Origin of the sequence: Prochlorococcus marinus XMU1404 (assembly GCF_017696175.1) — a bacterium.
In the GTDB taxonomy this organism is placed as follows: Bacteria; Cyanobacteriota; Cyanobacteriia; order PCC-6307; family Cyanobiaceae; genus Prochlorococcus_A; species Prochlorococcus_A marinus_X.
The window spans coordinates 599880-619723 of the sequence record NZ_JAAORE010000001.1 but is presented as its reverse complement, the minus strand read 5'-3'; the positions used below and the strand labels follow the sequence as shown (position 1 = coordinate 619723).

General features: G+C 30.5%; 23 protein-coding genes. 10 read left to right on the top strand and 13 right to left on the bottom strand.

Going from position 1 to position 19844, the window contains the following annotated elements; genetic code table 11:
- The first annotated feature begins 44 nt into the window (after positions 1-44).
- Positions 45-1265, top strand: coding sequence for a glucosylglycerol 3-phosphatase (gene stpA / locus HA144_RS03490; RefSeq protein ID WP_209042464.1), 1221 nt, complete (start codon positions 45-47; stop codon positions 1263-1265).
- Between the two features lie 40 nt (positions 1266-1305).
- Positions 1306-2238 (top strand): arsenosugar biosynthesis radical SAM (seleno)protein ArsS, encoded by a 933-nt coding sequence (gene arsS / locus HA144_RS03485; protein WP_209042578.1) that lies wholly within the window; start codon positions 1306-1308, stop codon positions 2236-2238.
- Positions 2239-2247: 9 nt separating this feature from the next.
- Here arsS and HA144_RS03480 read toward each other — a convergent pair whose 3' ends face one another.
- On the bottom strand, positions 2248-2700 hold the full coding sequence (locus tag HA144_RS03480) for a Fur family transcriptional regulator (RefSeq protein WP_209042462.1): 453 nt from the start codon (positions 2698-2700) through the stop codon (positions 2248-2250).
- A gap of 120 nt (positions 2701-2820) precedes the next feature.
- Between HA144_RS03480 and HA144_RS03475 the strand changes: the two genes are divergently transcribed.
- Together HA144_RS03475 and HA144_RS03470 are read left to right on the top strand one after the other, a co-directional pair.
- Entirely contained in the window at positions 2821-3387 is a 567-nt protein-coding gene (locus HA144_RS03475) for a hydrolase (RefSeq protein WP_209042576.1), read from the top strand.
- Positions 3388-3465: 78 nt separating this feature from the next.
- Positions 3466-4497, top strand: coding sequence for a mechanosensitive ion channel family protein (locus HA144_RS03470; RefSeq protein ID WP_209042460.1), 1032 nt, complete (start codon positions 3466-3468; stop codon positions 4495-4497).
- Here HA144_RS03470 and HA144_RS03465 read toward each other — a convergent pair.
- On the bottom strand, positions 4468-5469 hold the full coding sequence (locus HA144_RS03465; RefSeq protein ID WP_209042457.1) for an SDR family NAD(P)-dependent oxidoreductase: 1002 nt from the start codon (positions 5467-5469) through the stop codon (positions 4468-4470). The genes HA144_RS03470 and HA144_RS03465 overlap by 30 nt on opposite strands.
- A 225-nt stretch (positions 5470-5694) precedes the next feature.
- Between HA144_RS03465 and crtL the strand changes: the two genes are divergently transcribed.
- Positions 5695-6978, top strand: a complete 1284-nt coding sequence (gene crtL / locus HA144_RS03460; protein ID WP_209042455.1) for a lycopene beta cyclase — start codon at positions 5695-5697, stop codon at positions 6976-6978.
- A 7-nt stretch (positions 6979-6985) separates the two neighbouring features.
- A complete protein-coding gene (locus HA144_RS03455) occupies positions 6986-7693 on the top strand; it encodes an SDR family NAD(P)-dependent oxidoreductase (protein ID WP_209042453.1) in 708 nt (235 codons plus the stop codon).
- On the opposite strand, the gene HA144_RS03450 is transcribed toward HA144_RS03455, so the two are convergent.
- Positions 7690-8232: a GIY-YIG nuclease family protein gene (locus HA144_RS03450; protein WP_209042451.1), complete on the bottom strand. Its 543-nt coding sequence runs from the start codon at positions 8230-8232 to the stop codon at positions 7690-7692. The two genes, HA144_RS03455 and HA144_RS03450, sit on opposite strands and share 4 nt — an antisense overlap.
- Before the next feature lie 74 nt (positions 8233-8306).
- On the opposite strand from HA144_RS03450, the gene HA144_RS03445 reads away from it, so the two are divergent.
- Positions 8307-8966, top strand: a complete 660-nt coding sequence (locus HA144_RS03445; protein WP_209042449.1) for a glutathione S-transferase — start codon at positions 8307-8309, stop codon at positions 8964-8966.
- Here the strand turns inward: HA144_RS03445 and HA144_RS03440 are convergent.
- The 3 genes from HA144_RS03440 to HA144_RS03430 form a co-directional block, all read right to left on the bottom strand.
- Positions 8963-9220, bottom strand: coding sequence for a hypothetical protein (locus tag HA144_RS03440; protein WP_209042446.1), 258 nt, complete (start codon positions 9218-9220; stop codon positions 8963-8965). The genes HA144_RS03445 and HA144_RS03440 overlap by 4 nt on opposite strands.
- A gap of 36 nt (positions 9221-9256) precedes the next feature.
- Positions 9257-10645: a sodium:solute symporter gene (locus tag HA144_RS03435; RefSeq protein WP_209042444.1), complete on the bottom strand. Its 1389-nt coding sequence runs from the start codon at positions 10643-10645 to the stop codon at positions 9257-9259.
- Between the two features lie 93 nt (positions 10646-10738).
- Complete coding sequence (locus HA144_RS03430) at positions 10739-11797, bottom strand: chlorophyll a/b binding light-harvesting protein (RefSeq protein WP_011818131.1); 1059 nt, start codon at positions 11795-11797, stop codon at positions 10739-10741.
- A gap of 331 nt (positions 11798-12128) precedes the next feature.
- Here HA144_RS03430 and HA144_RS03425 point away from each other — a divergent pair, with 331 nt between their 5' ends.
- On the top strand, positions 12129-12305 hold the full coding sequence (locus HA144_RS03425) for a hypothetical protein (protein ID WP_209042442.1): 177 nt from the start codon (positions 12129-12131) through the stop codon (positions 12303-12305).
- Positions 12306-12351: 46 nt separating this feature from the next.
- On the opposite strand, the gene HA144_RS03420 is transcribed toward HA144_RS03425, so the two are convergent.
- From HA144_RS03420 to hisS, 4 genes are all read right to left on the bottom strand, one after another.
- Positions 12352-12585 (bottom strand): hypothetical protein, encoded by a 234-nt coding sequence (locus HA144_RS03420; RefSeq protein ID WP_209042440.1) that lies wholly within the window; start codon positions 12583-12585, stop codon positions 12352-12354.
- Positions 12586-12720: 135 nt separating this feature from the next.
- Positions 12721-13020: a TIGR02450 family Trp-rich protein gene (locus HA144_RS03415; RefSeq protein WP_209042438.1), complete on the bottom strand. Its 300-nt coding sequence runs from the start codon at positions 13018-13020 to the stop codon at positions 12721-12723.
- A 2-nt stretch (positions 13021-13022) separates the two neighbouring features.
- Positions 13023-13172 carry a hypothetical protein gene (locus HA144_RS09495; RefSeq protein ID WP_245152807.1) on the bottom strand — a complete coding sequence of 50 codons (150 nt, stop codon included), beginning with the start codon at positions 13170-13172 and terminating at the stop codon, positions 13023-13025.
- A 140-nt stretch (positions 13173-13312) separates the two neighbouring features.
- Positions 13313-14593 (bottom strand): histidine--tRNA ligase, encoded by a 1281-nt coding sequence (gene hisS, locus HA144_RS03405; protein WP_209042574.1) that lies wholly within the window; start codon positions 14591-14593, stop codon positions 13313-13315.
- 98 nt (positions 14594-14691) lie between these two features.
- Here hisS and HA144_RS03400 point away from each other — a divergent pair, with 98 nt between their 5' ends.
- Positions 14692-15114 carry a hypothetical protein gene (locus HA144_RS03400; protein ID WP_209042434.1) on the top strand — a complete coding sequence of 141 codons (423 nt, stop codon included), beginning with the start codon at positions 14692-14694 and terminating at the stop codon, positions 15112-15114.
- Positions 15115-15144: 30 nt separating this feature from the next.
- On the opposite strand, the gene HA144_RS03395 is transcribed toward HA144_RS03400, so the two are convergent.
- Complete coding sequence (locus tag HA144_RS03395; protein ID WP_209042432.1) at positions 15145-15924, bottom strand: 3'-5' exonuclease; 780 nt, start codon at positions 15922-15924, stop codon at positions 15145-15147.
- 130 nt (positions 15925-16054) lie between these two features.
- Here HA144_RS03395 and HA144_RS03390 point away from each other — a divergent pair, with 130 nt between their 5' ends.
- A complete protein-coding gene (locus HA144_RS03390; RefSeq protein WP_209042430.1) occupies positions 16055-16777 on the top strand; it encodes a DUF1350 family protein in 723 nt (240 codons plus the stop codon).
- On the opposite strand, the gene acs is transcribed toward HA144_RS03390, so the two are convergent.
- Together acs and sds are read right to left on the bottom strand one after the other, a co-directional pair.
- Entirely contained in the window at positions 16774-18756 is a 1983-nt protein-coding gene (gene acs / locus HA144_RS03385) for an acetate--CoA ligase (protein WP_209042428.1), read from the bottom strand. The genes HA144_RS03390 and acs overlap by 4 nt on opposite strands.
- A 90-nt stretch (positions 18757-18846) precedes the next feature.
- Positions 18847-19818, bottom strand: coding sequence for a solanesyl diphosphate synthase (sds, locus tag HA144_RS03380; RefSeq protein ID WP_209042426.1), 972 nt, complete (start codon positions 19816-19818; stop codon positions 18847-18849).
- Between the last annotated feature and the right edge of the window lie 26 nt (positions 19819-19844).

Below are 19844 nucleotides of genomic sequence, written 5' to 3'. Positions count from 1 at the left end.
CTATGAAATATAGAAATTAAATTAAAAGAGAAATAATTATAAATATGGAATATATGGCGAGTAATTTAAAGTTTCAAAAACTATTAATTTCTTCTAAAAATATCTTAATTATTCAAGACATTGACGGAGTATGTATTCCTTTAGTTAAAGATCCTATGACTAGAGAACTAGAATCAAAATATATCTATGCAGTTAAAGAATTTGCCAAGGAATTCTTTGTATTAACTTGCGGGGAACATGAAGGTCCAAGAGGGGTTAACAGAATAATAGAAAGGAGTTTAAGAAGCACTACTGAACCTAAAAACAAAGAACTATATTTAAGAGGTTTAGCAGCCTGTGGAGTAGAGTATCAAGACAACAACGGTGAAATAAGTTTTGAAGGTGTCTCAGAAAAAGAACTAAATTTTTTATCTAGAGTACCTAGTTTAATAAGACCAAAGTTTAATTTTATAGTTAGGAATATTTTTCCTGAACTTAGCCAAGAAGATATAAATTTTCATGCAATAAAATCAATATGTGAAACACGCTTCTCGCCAACGATTAATTTCAATAGTCTATTTGATTTAGTTAATAATAATCCTGATAAAAGAAAGCTTATTCAAATTAGTTTTGAAAAAATGATGAACGAAATCATCTTAAAAGCTGAATCCGAAGGCCTCAAAAACTCATTTTTCCTCCATATTTCACCAAATTTAGGAAATAAAAATGGTAAAGAAACAATTAAACTTTCTTCTAAAGATGATATTGGATCAACAGATATACAATTACTTATTAAAGGCGCAGTTAAAGATTCTGGAGTTTTATTTCTTTTAAATAAATTTATTGCGGATAAAACTGGTAAAGCTCCTTTTGGAAATAATTTTAATTTTAGAAACTCTCCAAATTCTATTACAGGAAAAATTGATTTATGCAAAAGAACTATTCAAAAAGAAAATATGCCATTAATTGTAGGGGTTGGTGATACAGTAACATCAAAAAAAAATAATGGTGAGAAGAGTTATTTGAGAGGAGGGAGTGACAGATCTTTTTTAGAATTTATACAAATTCTAGGTAATGAATTTGGTATTAATAATAAAATAATTTTTGTAGATAGTAGTTCTGGTGAAGTTGAAAGACCTTCTACAAAAAAAAGTGGTTTAACAGGCATCAGTGATGTTTATGACAACTTAAAGTTTGATATGGTTTTTCAAAATGGCCCCAAAGAATATATAAGTTGGTTTATTGAACTTGCTAACAAGAGATCAAACTTTAAAAAAAATAGTTGACTTTTTAATTTTCCAATTACAATTTATAAATAATAGATTTATGAAAGAAAAATTCCCCTCAATATACAAAGAACCTATAGAAACATTGCAAATCAATATAGGTTATAAATGCAATCAGGCTTGTAAGCATTGTCATGTCAATTCAAGTCCCCTAAGGACTGAAAAGATGTCTAATGAAATAATATCTCTTATTCCAAAAATAATTGATAAGTACAAAATCAAGACTTTAGATATAACAGGTGGCGCGCCAGAACTGCATCCAGAATTTAAAAACCTAATAGCTAGTTTGAGCACAAAACAAGTTGATATTATTGATAGATGCAATTTAACAATTTTCTTTGAAGAAGGTTATGAAGATATTCCTCAATTTCTTGCAAAGAATAAAGTAATAGTTACTGCTTCGCTACCATGTTACGAAAAAGATAATGTTGAGTTTCAAAGAGGTATTGGGGTTTTTAAAAAAAGTATCAATGCTATAAAAATTCTTAATGATTTAGGCTATGGAAAGAAAGACAATGGATTGCAATTAAATCTTGTTTACAATCCGGTAAACCCAATTCTGCCTCCTTCTCAGGAAATATTGGAAAAGGATTATAAAAAAATACTATTCGAAAAATATAATATTGTTTTTAATAGTTTATACACAATAACTAATATGCCAATAAACAGATATGAAGAATCTCTGAGAAGAGAAGGGAAACTAAATACTTATTACAAATTACTAAAAGAAAATTTTAATGAAAAAAATTTAGAAAATCTTATGTGCAAAAAAACTATTAGTGTAAATTGGCTAGGAGAAATTTATGATTGTGACTTTAACCAACAGATAAATTTCCGAGAGAATAAAGGACCAAAGACACTTTCTGATCTGTTGGATGAATCATTCGCTTTTGACTACGGCGTAGCGGTAAAAGAACATTGTTTTGCGTGCACTGCAGGTGCAGGATCAAGTTGCGGAGGGACTTTAAGTTAATAAAATCTGCTAAATGCAATTAGGACATATCGCTCTTACATTTAAAGATGATTCAATTAGTTTAAATCCATTAACTTTTGCTGCAACTCTTCCTGCTTCTAAAACTTCGTCATTTTCGAATTCTTCTGTTCTTCCACATCTAATACAAATCAAGTGATGATGATCAGGCGTCTCGTTACTAAGCAATTCATATCTGTGTCCTCCTTCACTAAGCTCCAATTCATGAAGCAAACCCATTTGCACTAAAAGTCTTAAAGTTCTATAAATTGTTGCAAGTGAGACTTTGGAACTTGATTTGACTAACTTCTCATGAACCTCTTCAGCACTAAGATGTTTCCCAGAGCCAATATTTTCAAACAAATTTAGAACTTTAAGCCTTTGTGGAGTTAACCTCTTCCCATCTTTATGTAAACCATCGCCGAGAGGGGATGTAATGACATTGTATTGAGAGGATAATGACAAAAGTTAACCCATGGCTATTCTCAATAATAACTTTAGATGAGAGTAAAACAACTTTTTGATTTAAAATGTTTACTAAAGTTCTCCCAAATATTATGTTGGATATAACTTTATATAGTAATGATGAAGGATTATGAAAGCTCCTCTAAAAAAATATCGCCAAAAGTAAACGCGTTGCTAATTATTGATATTCAGGGAAAAATAATAAAACCAATTTTTAATAAGGATTCAATAATCAAAAACATCAAAAATCTTATAAATGCTTACCAAATTCTAGAGGAAAACATAATTGTATCAGAACAGAACCCACTCAAATTGGGAGTAACAATCCCTGAATCATTACCTAAAACAAGTTTTAAAAAAATTGAAAAGATGGAATTTAGCCTAGCTAACATACCAGAATTTATAAAAGAACTTAAAAATAAAAAAATTACAAATTTGATAGTTTGTGGTATCGAAACGCATATTTGTATTCAACAAACAGTTTTAGATTGTTTACAAAAAGGATTTGAAGTTATCCTAATATCAGATGCCATGAGCAGTCGGAATAGGTTAGATCACGAAATAGCATTACAGAGAATGACTCAGAGGGGGGCAATTTTAACAACTACTGAATCAATAATTTTTGAATTATGCAAAACTGCGGATAGAAAAGAATTTAAAGAAATTAGAAACATAATAATTAGTTAAAAAAAAATCAAGACTGGTTTGTTGTTTAGAGATAATTTAAAATTTTAGTAGAGATAAATTTTTAAGGTTTTTTTGAATATGAAATTAGTTACTGAAAACTTCCTTCTTGCAATATCTATTTTTATTATTGGAATTTTATTTTCAATAATAATTTCTAAACTTTCAAAAATATTTTTTAAAAAGATCTCCAAAAAGACAAAAACAAATTTTGATGATTTTATTTTCGAGGTGATCTCCGGAATTATAAAACCTATAGGATTTCTCCTTTCATTTTATTTTTCAATTGACTATTTATTTGCTGATGAAATAACTTTTATCTCTGTTCTATTGAATATCCTGAAATTATTTATATTAATTATTTTTATAAAAGCTCTAAACAAAGTTTTAATAAGATCTTTAACAGAATCGACATCGAAAATTAATGATTCCTCAATCAGTTCAATGATATCTTCGCTAACTCCTTTGATAAAAGCATTAACGTGGACTATTGGTTCAATATTTTTCTTACAAAATATAGGTGTTCAAATGACTGCTATTTGGGCTTTACTAAGTGCGGGCGGCATTGGAGCAGGATTGGCTTTGAAAGATCCAGTCCAGGAGTTTTTCGAATATATAACAATTTTACTTGATAAACCTTTTCAAAAAGGTGAGTTTATAAAATCTGATGGAGTCCTAGGAATGGTTGAAAGAGTAGGAGTAAGATCCTCAAGGATAAGAAGTATTAATGGAGAAGTAATAGTAATGAGCAACAGCGCACTAACAAATGGCATAATTTCAAATTACGCACAAATGGAAAAAAGGAGGTTAGTGCATAAATTGGGAGTTGTTTATGAAACCTCACCAAAACTTATGAAATTGATTCCAACAATAATAAAAAAAATAGTTGAAGAGACAAAAGATGCTTCTTTTGATAGATGTCATTTCACAGATTTTGGCGACTTCAGTCTTAATTTCGAACTTGTTTATTACATACCAACAAATAATTATCTTGCTGCAATGGAAGCTCAACAATCAATAAATTTAAAAATAATTGAGGAATTTGCAGTTAATAATATTGAGTTTGCATTCCCAACACAAACCTTAAATATTGAAAGTAATAAAGCCAAATGATCCGCAAATCTCTTCACTTAAAATCCAGAGTTTTGATGCCAACTCAGGACTATTTGCTTCATCACTCACATTACTTTCAACTAATTTATGTTTTTTAAAAGATATAAGTTTATTACTTAAATGCATAAAACCAATATTATTTAAATTTGAATCAAGTACGATTTCAGAAAGTATCTTTCCTGCATTTTCTGTACTTTCAGAAATTCCTAAAATATTTTTTGCGACTTTAGAAAAAATCAAATATCCAAATAGGTTAAAACGTTTACTATATCTAAAAAAACCTGATTCATCATTTGGTATTACGAGACCAGGAGCCCAAGTAATTACAGAAATTTTACTAGAGGATATTTTTAATTTTTTTGCAAGTTCTTTGGCAAATAAAATATTACATAACTTACTATTTTTATAAGATTCATCAGCATTAAAATTTAAAAATTCCCTAGAAATTTTTTTTCTAAAATTATTTAGATTATTAAGTCCTGCTCTCTTTCCTATATTTCCACCTGAGCTTTTGGGGTCGTGAACATCAGATGATGTAATAATGATTCTAGAATCTTCGTTATCTCTAATAAATTCTTTTAAGATGTTTACCAAATAAAAATGTGCAAGATGATTTACTGCAAAAGTTAGTTCTATCCCTTGTTTAGATACTTTAGGGTAAAAAGAACCTGTATATTGTAATCCTGCATTTAAAACAACTACATCTAAAACAATCTTTTTACTAACAAAATAATCTTTAATTTTTGTAATATTCTCTAGATCAGATAGATCAGAATTTTCAATAATATTTAAATAATTACTTAGATAATTTTTATCGAAATATTTCTCAATTTTTTTGATAAATTCTTTCTTTCTTAATTCAGATTTAATAATGATAAATAAATTATTTTTAGTCTTTAGTAAATTAATAACTGCAAAAAACCCTATACCTGAATTTCCTCCAGTAATTAAAATATTCTTATTTTTAATCATTTAAAAACTTATATATTTTTTAATGATAAAAAAAATTACATAAGTTTTTTTATTTTGTAATCTTATAAATTATTGTTAAAACACTGGAAAATTAGTCACTAGTAAATGACTAATTTGATTAGTATAAATCTACTTTAATTATGAGTATTGGATGAAGTATAAAAAGCCAGTAGCAGAAATATTACTTTGTTCCATAAATTTCATTAATCTTAAGATTTATATTTAATGTCAATAGAAAGAATGCCAGATGTTCTTGTTTTGGGTGCAGGGCCTGCAGGTATGGCAATTGCATCAGCTTTAGGGAAGGAAAAATTAGATGTTGAAGTGCTTTCTCCAAATGGTCCAGATGAACCATGGCCAAACACTTATGGTATTTGGGGGAAAGAAGTTGATCAACTTGGGCTTCAGGATCTACTTGAATATAGATGGAAAAATACTGTAAGTTTTTTTGGGCATGGCGCTTTAGAAGAACAAGATGACGAGAATAAAGCTACGGAACATTCATTAGATTATGGACTGTTTGATAAAAAGAAACTCCACAATTTTTGGTTTAATGAATGCAATAAATCTTTCATAAAATGGCATCAAGGCTTTGCAGATGAAATACATTTTGACAAATACAAAAGTACAGTAACAACAAAAGATGGCAAGACTTACTCTGCAAGATTAGTAGTAGATGCAACAGGATATGACCCTGTTTTTCTTAAATTAAAATCATGTGGTCCTTTAGCAGTTCAAACTTGTTACGGGATAGTGGGTAATTTTAGTAAGCCTCCACTTAAAAAAGGGCAGTTTGTACTAATGGACTATAGAAATGACCATCTTAATGAAGAGCAAAAAAAGGAACCTCCCACTTTTCTTTATGCCATGGATATGGGGAATGGGAAATATTTTCTAGAAGAAACATCACTTGGTTTAGTAAATCCTCTAACAATGGAAAATTTAAAAGAGAGACTTGAGAAAAGACTATCTTATCGAGATATATCCATCACAAGCATGCAACACGAAGAGCTCGGTTTGTTTCTACCAATGAATATGCCTATTCCAGATTTCAAACAGCAAATACTTGGATATGGTGGTGCTGCTTCAATGGTGCATCCTGCATCTGGATACTTAATTGGTAATGTTTTAAGAAGAGCTCCACTTGTTGCAAAAGCAGTATCAGAAGCAATTAAAAACAAAAATCTTAGCACTTATCATATTGCCAGAAAAGGTTGGGAAACTTTATGGTCAAAAGAATTAATTAGAAAGAAATCACTTTACCAATTTGGATTAGAAAAACTCATGAGATTTGACGAGAAACTTCTTAGAGAATTTTTTGGCAGTTTTTTCAAATTACCTAAAAATCAATGGTATGGTTTTCTCACTGATACTTTATCTTTAAGAGAGATTGTATACGCAATGTGCATAATGTTTTTAAAGGCTCCATGGAGTGTAAAGAAAGGTCTGATGATTATGCATGGTAGAGAATTTAAGATGTTGGTTAGGATAATATTTCCTAATATATAGTTTAAAAATGAGAACCATATTAATAAGTGGAGCTAATAGGGGTATTGGACTAAACATTGCACATAAAGAATTAAAAGAAGGCAATAGAATTAGTGTTGGTATTCGAGATTTAGAATCTTTAAAAGGAAGCTTTATTGATCCAAAAAAATGGCCAAAAGGGAGAATAATAGTCAACCACTATGATGCATTAAAAAAATTCACAGCCGAAAATTGGATAAAAAATACTTTAGATAAGTTTGGGGGATTTGATTCAATAATTAATTGTTCTGGAGTATTATCGAAAGTTCCTTTCTTATTCAAAGATGGTGATGAAGAAGACATTATGAATACTCTTAATATCAATTTTTTAGCAATCTGGAATTTATGTAGGCTTTCTTGGGATCATTTATGTGCATCAGGCAAAGGAAGAATTATCGTTTTAGTTTCAATGAGTGGGAAAAGATCTAAAGGGGATTTAGCCGCATATTCTTCTTCAAAGTTTGCTTTGATGGGATTATGCCAAACAATGAGAAATAAAGGTTGGGATGAAAATATAAGAATTTCAGCAATTTGCCCAAGCTGGGTTAATACAGAAATGGCCCAAAATATCTCTTCAATAGAAAAATCAAGCATGACACAACCAGAAGATATTGCTGAGATATGCTCAACTATCCTTAAGTTACCGACCCAATCAGTTCCATTTGAAATTGCCTTAAATTGTAATTATGAAATTTAACCTAAATTGAAAATCAAGTAAGCCATTGCGAGCATTGCAATTGCTATAAAAAGACCTTTTATTCGATTAGTTAACAATGAAAAAAGAGATAAATCTTCAGAAAAGTATCCTCCAAAACTACCTGTTATAAATAATACAACCATTGGTAGAGATGCCATGCCAAAAGAATAAGATATAGCTTTTGCAAACCCAAAATTTAAATAATAAAAAATCAATGAACTTAATGAAAACAATAAAAAAGATGCAAATAGAGTAATAGAAACTTCAGCATCTAAAGTGTGAGGTAAGCTTCCCTTTAATTCAAATTGTTTTTTGCATTCTCTAATTTGTCTTATAGAAAGCTTCAAATAACCAGTTTCAGGAATTCTTTGCGACTTATATTTTCTTAGTAACCTTGCTTCAAGAGTTTCTGGCTCCTTCGTCAAAATTGATGTTAATAATTCATCTGGTTTTAATTTCTTAATTTTCTTTTCAAGATTATCGGTTTTCCCAATTCTATGTAGGTCTCCAACTCTAATAAGATAAACATATCCTGACATTTTCGTTGTAAAATTAATTCTGTTCCTATCTAGATGATACTAAAAGAAAAGAAGAAATTAAAAGTTTTTACAAAATGACAAAAGATATTTTATATTCATTTCGAAGATGTCCATATGCTATTCGTGCTAGATGGGCCCTATTAATTTGTGAAATAAAAGTTGAGATAAGAGAAATTGATTTAAAAAATAAACCCCTAGATTTTCTAAAAAAATCAAAGACAAAAACTGTTCCAATACTTATTAAAAAAAATAGTGAAGTTATTGAAGAAAGTCTCGAAATCATCCTATGGGCACTCTCTGAGTCAAAAAAGGAAAACATTAAATTAATTTATTTTCCTGATAATAAAAAGGAAGCTATTCTTGAAATAATTAATGAAAATGATAATGAATTCAAATATCATTTAGATCGATTTAAATATGCTCCTAGATATCAGAATAGTAATGAAGAATTTCATTTTACAAATGCAATTAAATTTATTAAGAAATGGAACAAACTTCTTGCAGAAAATAAATACTTTTTTGGAGATAAACCTACAATCGCTGATTGGTCTATTTGGCCTTTTATAAGACAATTTAAAATTGCTTGTGAAAGTCAAAAAAGAACAAATTATTTGGAGCCCTCAATAAGAAACTGGTTAAATACCTTTGAAAATAATAGAAAATTTAAATCCTTAATGTATAAATATGACTTATGGGAACAATATTCTAGAAAGAATTATTTTCCCTATAATTAAGTTTCCAATAACTTCCTTTTCTCAATTATTCTTGCTAACTCCAAAAAATATCCTGCGGTCCTAAATTTTCCTATATTTTTTTCCTTAAAGTCAAGATCGCTTCTGATTTCTGCAGTCTCCGCCATAAGCAAATCCAAATCATTTGACCCAAGAGTATACAATTCACCAAGTTCAATTTCTCTGCCAAGTAAATGACTCCTAAACCACTTCCCTTTATTTTCTTGCGGTGGAATATCGTAGTGAGTAAATGACATCAAAATAAAAATAAGCTTAAAACCATTCTAGGGTTATTATTGAAAATTTTTCATCCCTACTTTATTAAAAATCAATGCAATAAAAAGAATTGCGAATGTAATTAGGGCACAAATTTCTGTCCAATAATCAAGTCCAATTTTAGAAATCAGTAATGGGGCCAAAACTGTGAATAGTCCACCTGAAAGAACTAACTGAGCAAAAAGTTGTTTTGATGTAAAAATTGGTAACGTCTTAGAAATGTTTTTAGGATCTGCAAGCCTCAAAAGAAGTAATCCAGAAGCTACTACACCTGTAGAATTTCCAAACTCTATCAAACTTTTTTCAAACCAGTAATCATCAAAAATAAAGTATGCAAAATAAGCAATGCAAATTAAATTCCAAAATAAACCAAAAATAGTAAACACTAAAATTAGTATCCAATTATCAAACACAACAGCAATATCTAAACTCGCCATAGCTGTAAAAATCAATAAGTCTGTAGATAAAATACCAATCTCCCTTTGCAGGATATTAGAAATTAATTTCGTATTTTTAGTTTTCTCTAAAATATATCTAATAAGTAGGGAACCTATAAGGATAAAAGGGAATACAGGAAGTGAAAAAATAATTTCCTTCGAAAAATTACCAAAGTGACTTGAAATATACCTTAAAAATCTAAGAAGCAAAACACCAAAAGAAATTGACAAACCTGAGAATCCAAGATTTATTATTAAAATTCTTAAATCTGCAAAAATTCCTGTCTTATTTTTTTCTTTTAGACTATCTTTTTTTTCAATAATTTCCTTAGTATCTGAAAGACCTAAAGTTCTCCCAAGAAAAATAAATATGCTACCCAATATAGATGATGACAAAAGACCCATTGTTGCCATAGCCAAACCAAGATCTAAACCATTTGGGAAACCAAGTTTATTAAAACTTTCGCCAATTATTGATGCAGCACCATGACCACCTTCAAAACCAACCTCTATTAAACATCCCATTAGAGGATTTGCATCCATAGATGGAGGTAAAAAATATTTAACAACTAAACCGCCAACAAAAAATTGTCCGAAACCTAGAGAAAGAGCTAGTAGAAATTGATTAAAAATTGGTTTAACTAAACCATTTATATTTGGAATAGGTCTTCCCATCATCAAAGTTGCAAAGACTAATGATAGAAGAGGAGTAGGGAAATTACTCCAAACATTGATTATTTCTTTTGGCAAAAAGTGTATTGCTCCGAAGGGACCTATAGATATACCAAAAATTCCTGATATAACTGCTATTGGCAATCCAAATCTCTCAAGTTGAACAGCCAGTTTAAATTTCCTCCCAAATATCAATAAAAAAAATATAATTAATAATCCCAGAAAACTTATTAAAAGAGAATTTGAAAAAATATCTTTATTCTGTAGAGAAAAAATATTCAATGATTTCAAAAACATATAATTATAAATCTAAATTAATAAACAAAATTTTTCAAATAAAAAAGGCTCCCTAAACAGGAGCCCTTTGATATTAGTAATGAAATTTAAGGATTAATCTTTAAGAGTTACTGTTGCACTATCAATATTACTGATAGCGTTTGTTACTCTCTTGAAATCAAAGCCTAGTGCTCTTAAAGCGTGCCATAGATGACCTTGAATAAAGAAGAAGCCAAAATAGTAATGAACATTAGCTAGCCACGCCCTTGAAGTGTATTCACCATCAGGAAGATCAACAGTATCAACCCAATAAGGAGAAATACTAAATTTCAGTTCAAGTGGTTCACCAAAGAACTCGGTAGGATAAACTGTTGTGTTAGCTGCACTCCAGAAGGCTGCAATAATAGCCATCCAGCCTATTCCGGCAAGAGACCAAGATAGAACAGCTTCTGCGGAGAGAAGTCCTTTACCTTTGAATTTGGTATATTCACCAACTTGCTTAGTAGCAATATGCCAAGCACCACCAGTAATTTCAACGAAGGCAAGGAAAGCATGACCTCCCATTACTTCTTCAAGACTATCAATAGTCAAAAAGTCTGTTTGGTGATTCCAAATTTTGGCCAAATTTAATTCATACTCAACCTGTCTTACAGAACCAATAGCTGGATCATAAATTCCATGAACCCTTGCCCATTCAACAAAAGCTATAACTGCGAAACCAAGAATAATTAGATGATGGCCAAGAATAAATGTCAATTTGTCAGGATTATCCCATTCAATATTGAATTTTCTAGCTCTTGCAACATCAGAATCTTCTAAATTCCCAGGAAGCAATAAAGAATGTAAAAGTCCCCCGGCTGCTAAAACCATAGAAGAAACTAAGTGAACTATTGCTATAGCTAGAACAGGCTTAGTATCTCCCATCGCAACGCCATTAGCATCAAACCCTATTCCAAGAGTTGCTAAATGAGGAAGAACGATTAAAGGTTGATGACCCATTGGGACGCTTGGGTCGAATCGTGAAAGTTCAAAAAGGGTGAACGCACCCGCCCAGAAAACAATTAATCCTGCATGAGCTACATGAGCAGCAATGAATTTTCCTGAGCGATTTGCTACACCTGAGTTACCAGCCCACCATCCATAGGTGGTATCTGGGTTTCCATAGGTTTGCATTTAGGAATTGATTAGCTTAAACGTTTTGAGAATACTTTATATTTCACCAAACAGTTGAATTCATAACAAAATTGTAAAGGTTAGTAATCCTAGCTATTGATTAACAAAAAACCTTACTCGGGCTATCTAAAGAGCAAAGAAGGTAGATTTAATGAAGAAATATTATTCTAAGAAATATAAGTTTCGCAAAAGAGATCAGCATTTTTCAATTCAAATATGTTTAATAAATTTCTTTTTGCTGACATTAAATGATGTTTTGTTTCATTAAGTCATTTTATTTATTGCCTCATTCTCAAACAATTATTAAAAAGGGGTTAAGACATAAAACATCATGACTACTTCTCAAAAGTCTTCTAGAAAAATTTCACTAGAAATGAAATCGGAAGTTCATTACAAAAAAGCAGCAAAATCTTATAGAAAATCACAACAATATATAAAAATGATTAACTTATATCCAACTTTGCAAAATACCCTAATCGAGTGTAAGGATGAAAATCTAATCGAATAGAAATTTTACATAACAAATGTATATTTATCTTTAAAAAATATATTTTTTAGGCTGCAATATTATCGTTTTCTTCAAAATAAAATTTATTAATAATGTTACTGCACACTTTTATATTATAAAGCGCTTTAGGTTTCCAAGGTTTTTTCTGACCCAGCGGAGAGCTTTTCCAATGAATTCCAGGTTTTAGTATTCCATTTTCACGTAAAAAAGAAAGTTTAATTTCAGTTATTCCTAATTTTTCTGCGGTCAACTCAGAAGAGATCCAGATATCTCCTAACATGAATTAAGTAAATATTGTTAATCCTTGATAACGTTTATTTTATTTTTTTGAAAGGGGTAAATTTTATAAATAATTATTAAGTAAGAAAAAACCTAGTATTTATAGAGAAAAATGATTTAAAAGATATATATCAAATTAAGAAATATTAAATAAAGAATCTTGGTTAACGAATATCTCATCTATACCTTCCACTTTTTTGCAGATTTTATAATCAGCATATTCTTTAGTAATCGATTCAATCTTAGTAAGATTAAGCCATCCTTTTTTCCAATTTCCACTATTTATTAATTCACCATACGTAACTTTTAAATTAATTTCAGAATCAATAACTGAAACCAGCAAAAAAATCATATTCCCTTTTTCTTTCGTCTCATTAACCAAAACAAAATGTCTCAATCCATTTATGGGTTTGTTAGAAGTCCAGCAATTTTCCATAGTTATTTTTGATTTATGCTCTTCTTAGAATTTACTTGAGATATATTTTTATATTCTTTTCTAATTTCAGCCAAAAGAATTCTTCTTTTATCCAAATATGTAATTGAGTCTTGTTTAGATAAATTATATCTTTCTTTTTTTGTTAAATTCATCCAATTATTGAGATTTTTCTTATTAAAGGTTGTTAAATTATTTGACTTAATAACTTTTTTTTTCCTACAGAATTTAATAAAATTTTTCCAATGGTAGAAAATTATTATAAAAATAAAAATTATCGTTAATCCTATTATCATCACTTTAAAAGTAAGTTATTATTTAGCCAATTTTCCAACTTAGTATTATTCTCAAAAGATATAACCTCTTCTTTATTTCCATCACTTGATTTATCAAACAATCTAATAATAAATTCTTTTTTAGCTGCCTCATCATCACCTATTACTATAATACTTTTGGATTTTAGTTTATTAGCTTTTTTAAATTGTTTAGAAAAAGAGGATCCACTTGAATCTAATTCGACCAATAAATCATAATTTCTTAATTTTCTAGATAAATCTATGGCTAACGTTTCAGCAATTAAACCTTGATTAATAATATAAATATCGGTATTTCTTGGAACTTCAAGCTCTTTCCCTGCCAGTAGAATTAATCTTTCTAAACCAATCGCGAATCCAATTGCAGGAGTGTTTGCACCCCCCATTTGTTTTATTAAATCGTCATATCTTCCTCCTCCGCAAACTGTAGCTTGTGATCCTAGAGCACCACTAGTAATTTCAAAGGCTGTATGGTTGTAATAATCTAAACCTCTCACTAAATTATGGTTTTCCAAGTAAGGTATTTTTAAACTATCTAATTGATTTTTTAATTCAGAATATCTTTTTTGACTTTTTTCAGACAAGAAATTAAATAGTCTTGGGGCATTTGCGAGGATTTTCTTTGTTTGAATATTCTTAGAGTCTAAAATTCTTAAAGGGTTTTTATTAATCCTATTCTGAGAATCTAAATCTAAAGAATTTTTATTTTTTTCTAGCCATCCTAAAAAAGATTTTTGAAATTTCAATCTATCATCTTGGTCGCCCAAGGTATTTATTTCAAGATTAAGTTCTTTAATTCCTAATTTTCCTAAGATATCCCAAGCCAAAGCAATAATTTCAACATCGCTTCTCACTGATTCATATCCTACAAACTCAACACCTAACTGATGAAACTGTCTTTGCCTCCCTGCTTGAGGCCTTTCATATCTAAACATAGGGCCCATGTACCAAAGTTTCTGAAGAGGATTAGAGGACATTCCATTTTGTATTAATGCTCGTACGACAGAGGCAGTCCCTTCAGGCCTAAGAGTGCAAGACCTCTCTCCTCTATCTAGAAATGTATACATTTCCTTACTGACAACATCAGTTCCTTCACCTATTCCTCTTATAAATAACTCAGTCATTTCTAATATTGGTGTTCTTATTTCTTTGATAGATGCTCTTGAAAGTTGCTCCAAAACAATTTTCTCAACATTTTGCCACTTTATTAATTGATTAGGTAATAGGTCTACCGTTCCTCTAAGATTTTTTAAGTTATTCAAAGTTCTGTGAAATAATTCAAAATTTTTTATTTTAAAAGAAATTAAATTTTGATTGATTGTTCTATGAGATAATTTTAATTTAACATTTAGAAAAACCATTGGGAATTATTAAAAATAATAATAATCAACATTGTGGTACAAAACCAAAAAAGATTGCTTTTGGAATAGCACCCCTTGGAATCGTTTCAGTTGGAATAGTGCCAATGGGAGTAATAAGTATTGGAGTAGTTCCAATGGGTGTATTTTCTTTTGGTGCGGTAGCAATGGGGATAGTGAATTTATCAGTAGTTGGGATGGGAATTATCTCTGCTGGGGTTACTACTATGGGAGTATGGGAGTATTCACCTAGTTCTCAAAGTAATCATCATAGACATTCCAAACAAATTTCTAATTCAAAAAAAGAAAATCTTACTTTAGATCTATTTAATACTAAACAAGAAGCTGAAAAGGCTGCTTCAAAATACGGATGTGTCGGAGCACATAAAATGGGTAATAAATGGATGCCCTGTAAAACGCACTAGATAACTTCTTAGACAAAAATTAATTAAATATCAATTTAAAATCTCAACTCTAAAATCAAGATTTTCTGCCTCTTCAGTAGTTAATTTTCTTGACCAAGCTCCTTGCACAGGACTATTCCATCTAAAACCAGCATTTTTAGCTAAAGACCTATCTTCATAACTAACCAATGCCTTATATAAAAACCTCGGTTCAGTTGCTTTAAGTAAAAGTTCTTCTAAATTGTCGCATTTTTTGAAGACCTCAGATATGTAAAAGCAATCAGATAAAGCTCTATGTAAATTCCAAACAGGTATTGAAAAAGATAAAGCCAAATCAGTTACTGAAGGTCTATTTTTTAGTGATTTTTGAAAAGACCAATTAATATCCTCTAAACTGCATATCCATTTTTTATTAAGTTTGGGCAATCTTCCTTTGCCAAACCATTTCTTATCAAACTCTACATTATGCGCGACTATCAAATCGGAAGAATCAACAAGTTTCAAAAAGAAATTCAACCCATATTCCCACGGTTGTGAGATATTAGTTACTTCTGGAGATATACCATTTACATCTTCAGCTTCATTATTATTTACTGGTAATAAAAATGAGACCTGTGAAAGTACACATTTAAAAGATACATCAAATAAAATACCACCTATTTCTATAACTTCATCTTTATTTTCATCTAAACCTGTTGTTTCAGTATCAATAATTAAAATTTTTTTAATTTTTTTATTTTGATTAGTAACACTTTTTTCAGAAGGTTTACTATTAATTTGGCCCTGAAGAAAATCTAATTGATTTAATTCTTTTTTTTTAAATAGTTCCAATTAGCTGAAGACACTTTCATTTATCTTGACGCATTTCATAAGAATTTCTTTTAAATTAATATTAATTAAACAAATTTAAAAGAAAATAAGCCTTAAAACATTTTTAGATTAAAAAAATAAACTTATAAAAATGACTTTTACAAAATATCAATTTAACAATTTTTGTTATTGGCCTTCAAGACCCAAGAAAATTGTGGAATTTATCGGTGGAAGTTATTTAGCTTCTAAACCAGATTTAACCTATAGAAGATTCATAGAGAGCCTAATTCATAAAAATTATGCAGTACACGCATACAAGTACACTCCACAATTTGACCACCAACAAATTGCCATTAAGGCATGGAAGGATTTTAAAAATTGCAGAATGTCCTTATCTAAAAGAATAGGTTCATCAATTCCTTCAATAAGAATTGGTCATAGCCTAGGCTGCAAACTTCACTTAATTTCTCCTGATGGTGGAAGGAATTGTGAAAAATTTATATCAATTAGTTTCAATAACTTTAGTGCAAGCAAATCAATTCCATTATTGAAACAGCTTGCTCAAAAATTAGAATTCAGGAGTGAATTCAGCCCAAGTCCAGAAAAGACTTTACGGATAATTGAAAAAACTTATAGTCAAAAAAATAACTTCCTAATAAAATTCAAATCAGACGAATTAGATCAAACAGATAAATTATTTTCTTGTCTTAAAGCAAGAAAAGAAGACGATTCTCAGGGGATAATCTTAAAAGGAACTCACACTATTATTGCAAGTGCAGGACTAAGAGAAAATTTTTTAGGAGATTGGGCAGACGATGATTTAAAAAGGAATACTATAAAAAAAATTTCAAATTTAATTGATGAATGCGATTAAGATTTTTCTTTCAACTTTTCCAACACAGAACTATCTTCAAGAGTACTAATATCACCACTTATTTTTTCTCCAGCAGCTAAAGATCTCAAAATTCTCCTCATAATTTTCCCACTTCGTGTTTTTGGGAGAGATTCAGAAATTATAATTTTTTCTGGCTTGGCAATAATTCCAATTTCTTTAACAACATGTTTCTTTAATTCATCTTCTAATTCTGAAGAAGTATTAACATTTTTTTCTAAAGAGACAAAAGCGACTATTACTTCACCTTTTAAATCATCTCTTCTCCCTACAACAGCAGCTTCCGCAACTGATTTATGACTAACCAAAGCTGATTCTATTTCCATAGTTCCTAACCGATGCCCTGAGACACTTATAACGTCATCAACTCTCCCCATAATCCATATGTATCCATCTTTATCAATACGTGCTCCATCTCCAGCGAAATAAACATTCTTTTCTCCTTTAAAAGAAATATATTCCCAATAACTCTCCAAGTATCTCTGTTGGTTACCATGAATTGTTCTCATCATTCCTGGCCAAGGCTTCTTAATAATTAAATAACCACCCTCGTTCTCCATTACCTTATTCCCATTCTTATCAACAACTTCAACTTCAATTCCAGGTAACGGGTAAGTAGCAGAACCTGGCTTTGTTGGAACCACTCCTGGCAAAGGGCTTATCATTACGCCGCCAGTTTCAGTTTGCCACCATGTGTCGACTATGGGGCATTTATTTTTGCCAATTACATCTTTGTACCATATCCAAGCTTCGGGATTGATTGGTTCTCCAACAGTACCCAAAAGTCTAAGACTCTCAAGATTATATTTATCAGGAATTTCTCGACCAGACTTCATAAATGCCCTTATCGCAGTTGGCGCAGTATAAAAAATGGAAACCTTATATTTCTGAACAATTTCCCAAAAAGCTCCTAAATTAGAAGGTCTTGGTACTCCCTCAAACATTAGAGTTGTAGCGCCATTAGATAAGGGGCCATAGACTATATAACTATGGCCTGTAATCCAACCAACATCAGCAGTACACCAGTAAATATCATCGTCTTTTAAATCAAAAATCCATTTAAAGGTCAAATGTGTCCAAAGATTATAACCACCCGTAGTGTGAACTACACCTTTAGGTTTTCCCGTAGAGCCTGAAGTATAAAGAATAAAAAGTCTATCTTCGCTTTTCATAATTTCAGGCTCACACCAATCTTTGCGATCTTTTAATAATTCGTGCCACCAAAAATCTCTATTTTCTACCATAGAAATATTTTTTTTAGTTCTTTGAACAACGATTACTTTTTCAACGACTTTATCTGCCCCACTTACAATTGCCTTATCAACAGCTTCTTTAAGCTCGATCACCTTATCTTTTCTAAATCCACCATCTGCAGTGATAACAAATTTAGCATTTCCATCAATTAATCTATCTTTTAAAGCTTCTGAAGAGAATCCCCCAAAGACAACTGAATGTGGAGCTCCAATTCTTGCACAAGCCAACATCGCAAACATTGCTTCAGGAATCATTGGCATATAAATACATACTAAATTTCCTTTTTTTACTCCAATAGCTTTCAATGCATTTGCCGCTTTACAGACTTCTTTTAGAAGTTCTTTATAAGTATATTTTTTACTATCTCCAGGTTCGCCTTCCCATATCAGTGCAGTTTTCTCTCCAAGTCCTTGTTTAATATGCCTATCTAAGCAGTTATATGTAATATTGAGTTTTCCTTCTTTAAACCATTTAAAAAATGGTGCATTATCGGTATCCAGTACAGTTTGAAAGGACTCGAACCAATCTAATTCAGATTTTGCAAAAGATTCCCAAAATTGAATTGGATCATCTAGTGCTTGTTTTTTTAAACTAAATAATTCTTTTTGAGATCTAATATTTGAGTTTTCTGAAAATTCTTTTGAAGGTGGAAAAATTCTATTTTCTTCTAGGATATTGTTAATTGAATTTTTTTTATCTAATGACATTAAATAATTATATGTTTTATAAACTTAATCGAAAAATTTGTGATTTTCAAAAATTTTAATAATAATTTAGCTGTAAATTTTTTTAAAGATTTAATAAATGCGGCCAAGGACAAATTCTGGCAAAGCCATTAATGCCCTTTTGTATTCCGAGTCTGGAATCCAAGCTATGGCTTCTTTAGAAAGCATTGCAAAATCCTCAGCTAGTTTTCTGGAACTTTCGATTGCATTAGAGTTCATAATGATACTTAGAGCATTATCCAAATCATCTTTTTCAGCAAGTTCTCTATTTATAAGAACGGACAGTTTCTTATTCTCTTCTAAAGCATATAAAACTGGTGCAGTAAGATATCCGCTAGCAAGATCACTTACAGCAGGTTTCCCAAGTTGTTTATCATTCCCAGTGAAATCAAGTATGTCATCTACGACTTGGAATGCCAAACCAATATTCTTACCAAAATCGTAAAGTGAGTTTAACCTTTCACCATCTAAATCACTTAGAACCCCAGCTGCCTTACAACTATTAGCTATTAAAGATGCAGTTTTACAGTAACTTTTGTTTATGTATTTAGAAAATGATTGAGCAGAATCGAACCTATTTAGATTTTGCTTGATTTCACCTTCAGCTAAATCCATTATTACCCTGCTAAGTAATTTAACAACATTTACATTATCAAGATTTGCCAAGTGCCAACTTGCTTGAGCGAATAAAAAGTCACCGGCCAATACAGCTACTCTAGTATTAAATCTACTATGAACAGTATCAACACCTCTTCTCGTAGAAGCCTCATCAACAACATCATCGTGAACTAATGATGCTGTATGAATCATTTCAGTTATTTCAGCAAGTCTTTTATGTTTATCTTTTAGAATCAATTCTGGGGATATAGCCTTTGAAATCAACAAAACTATTCCAGGCCTCAGTCTTTTTCCTCCAGCACTAAATAAGTGCTCTGCTGCCGCTTGAAGAATTGGATGACCAGCTCCAATTAGATTTTTCAGTTCAAGAATAAGATCATCAAGATCATTTTCAACTGGTTGTAGTAGTTCTGTTACTGTGTTCATGATTGACCTCTCATATATATTAAGGA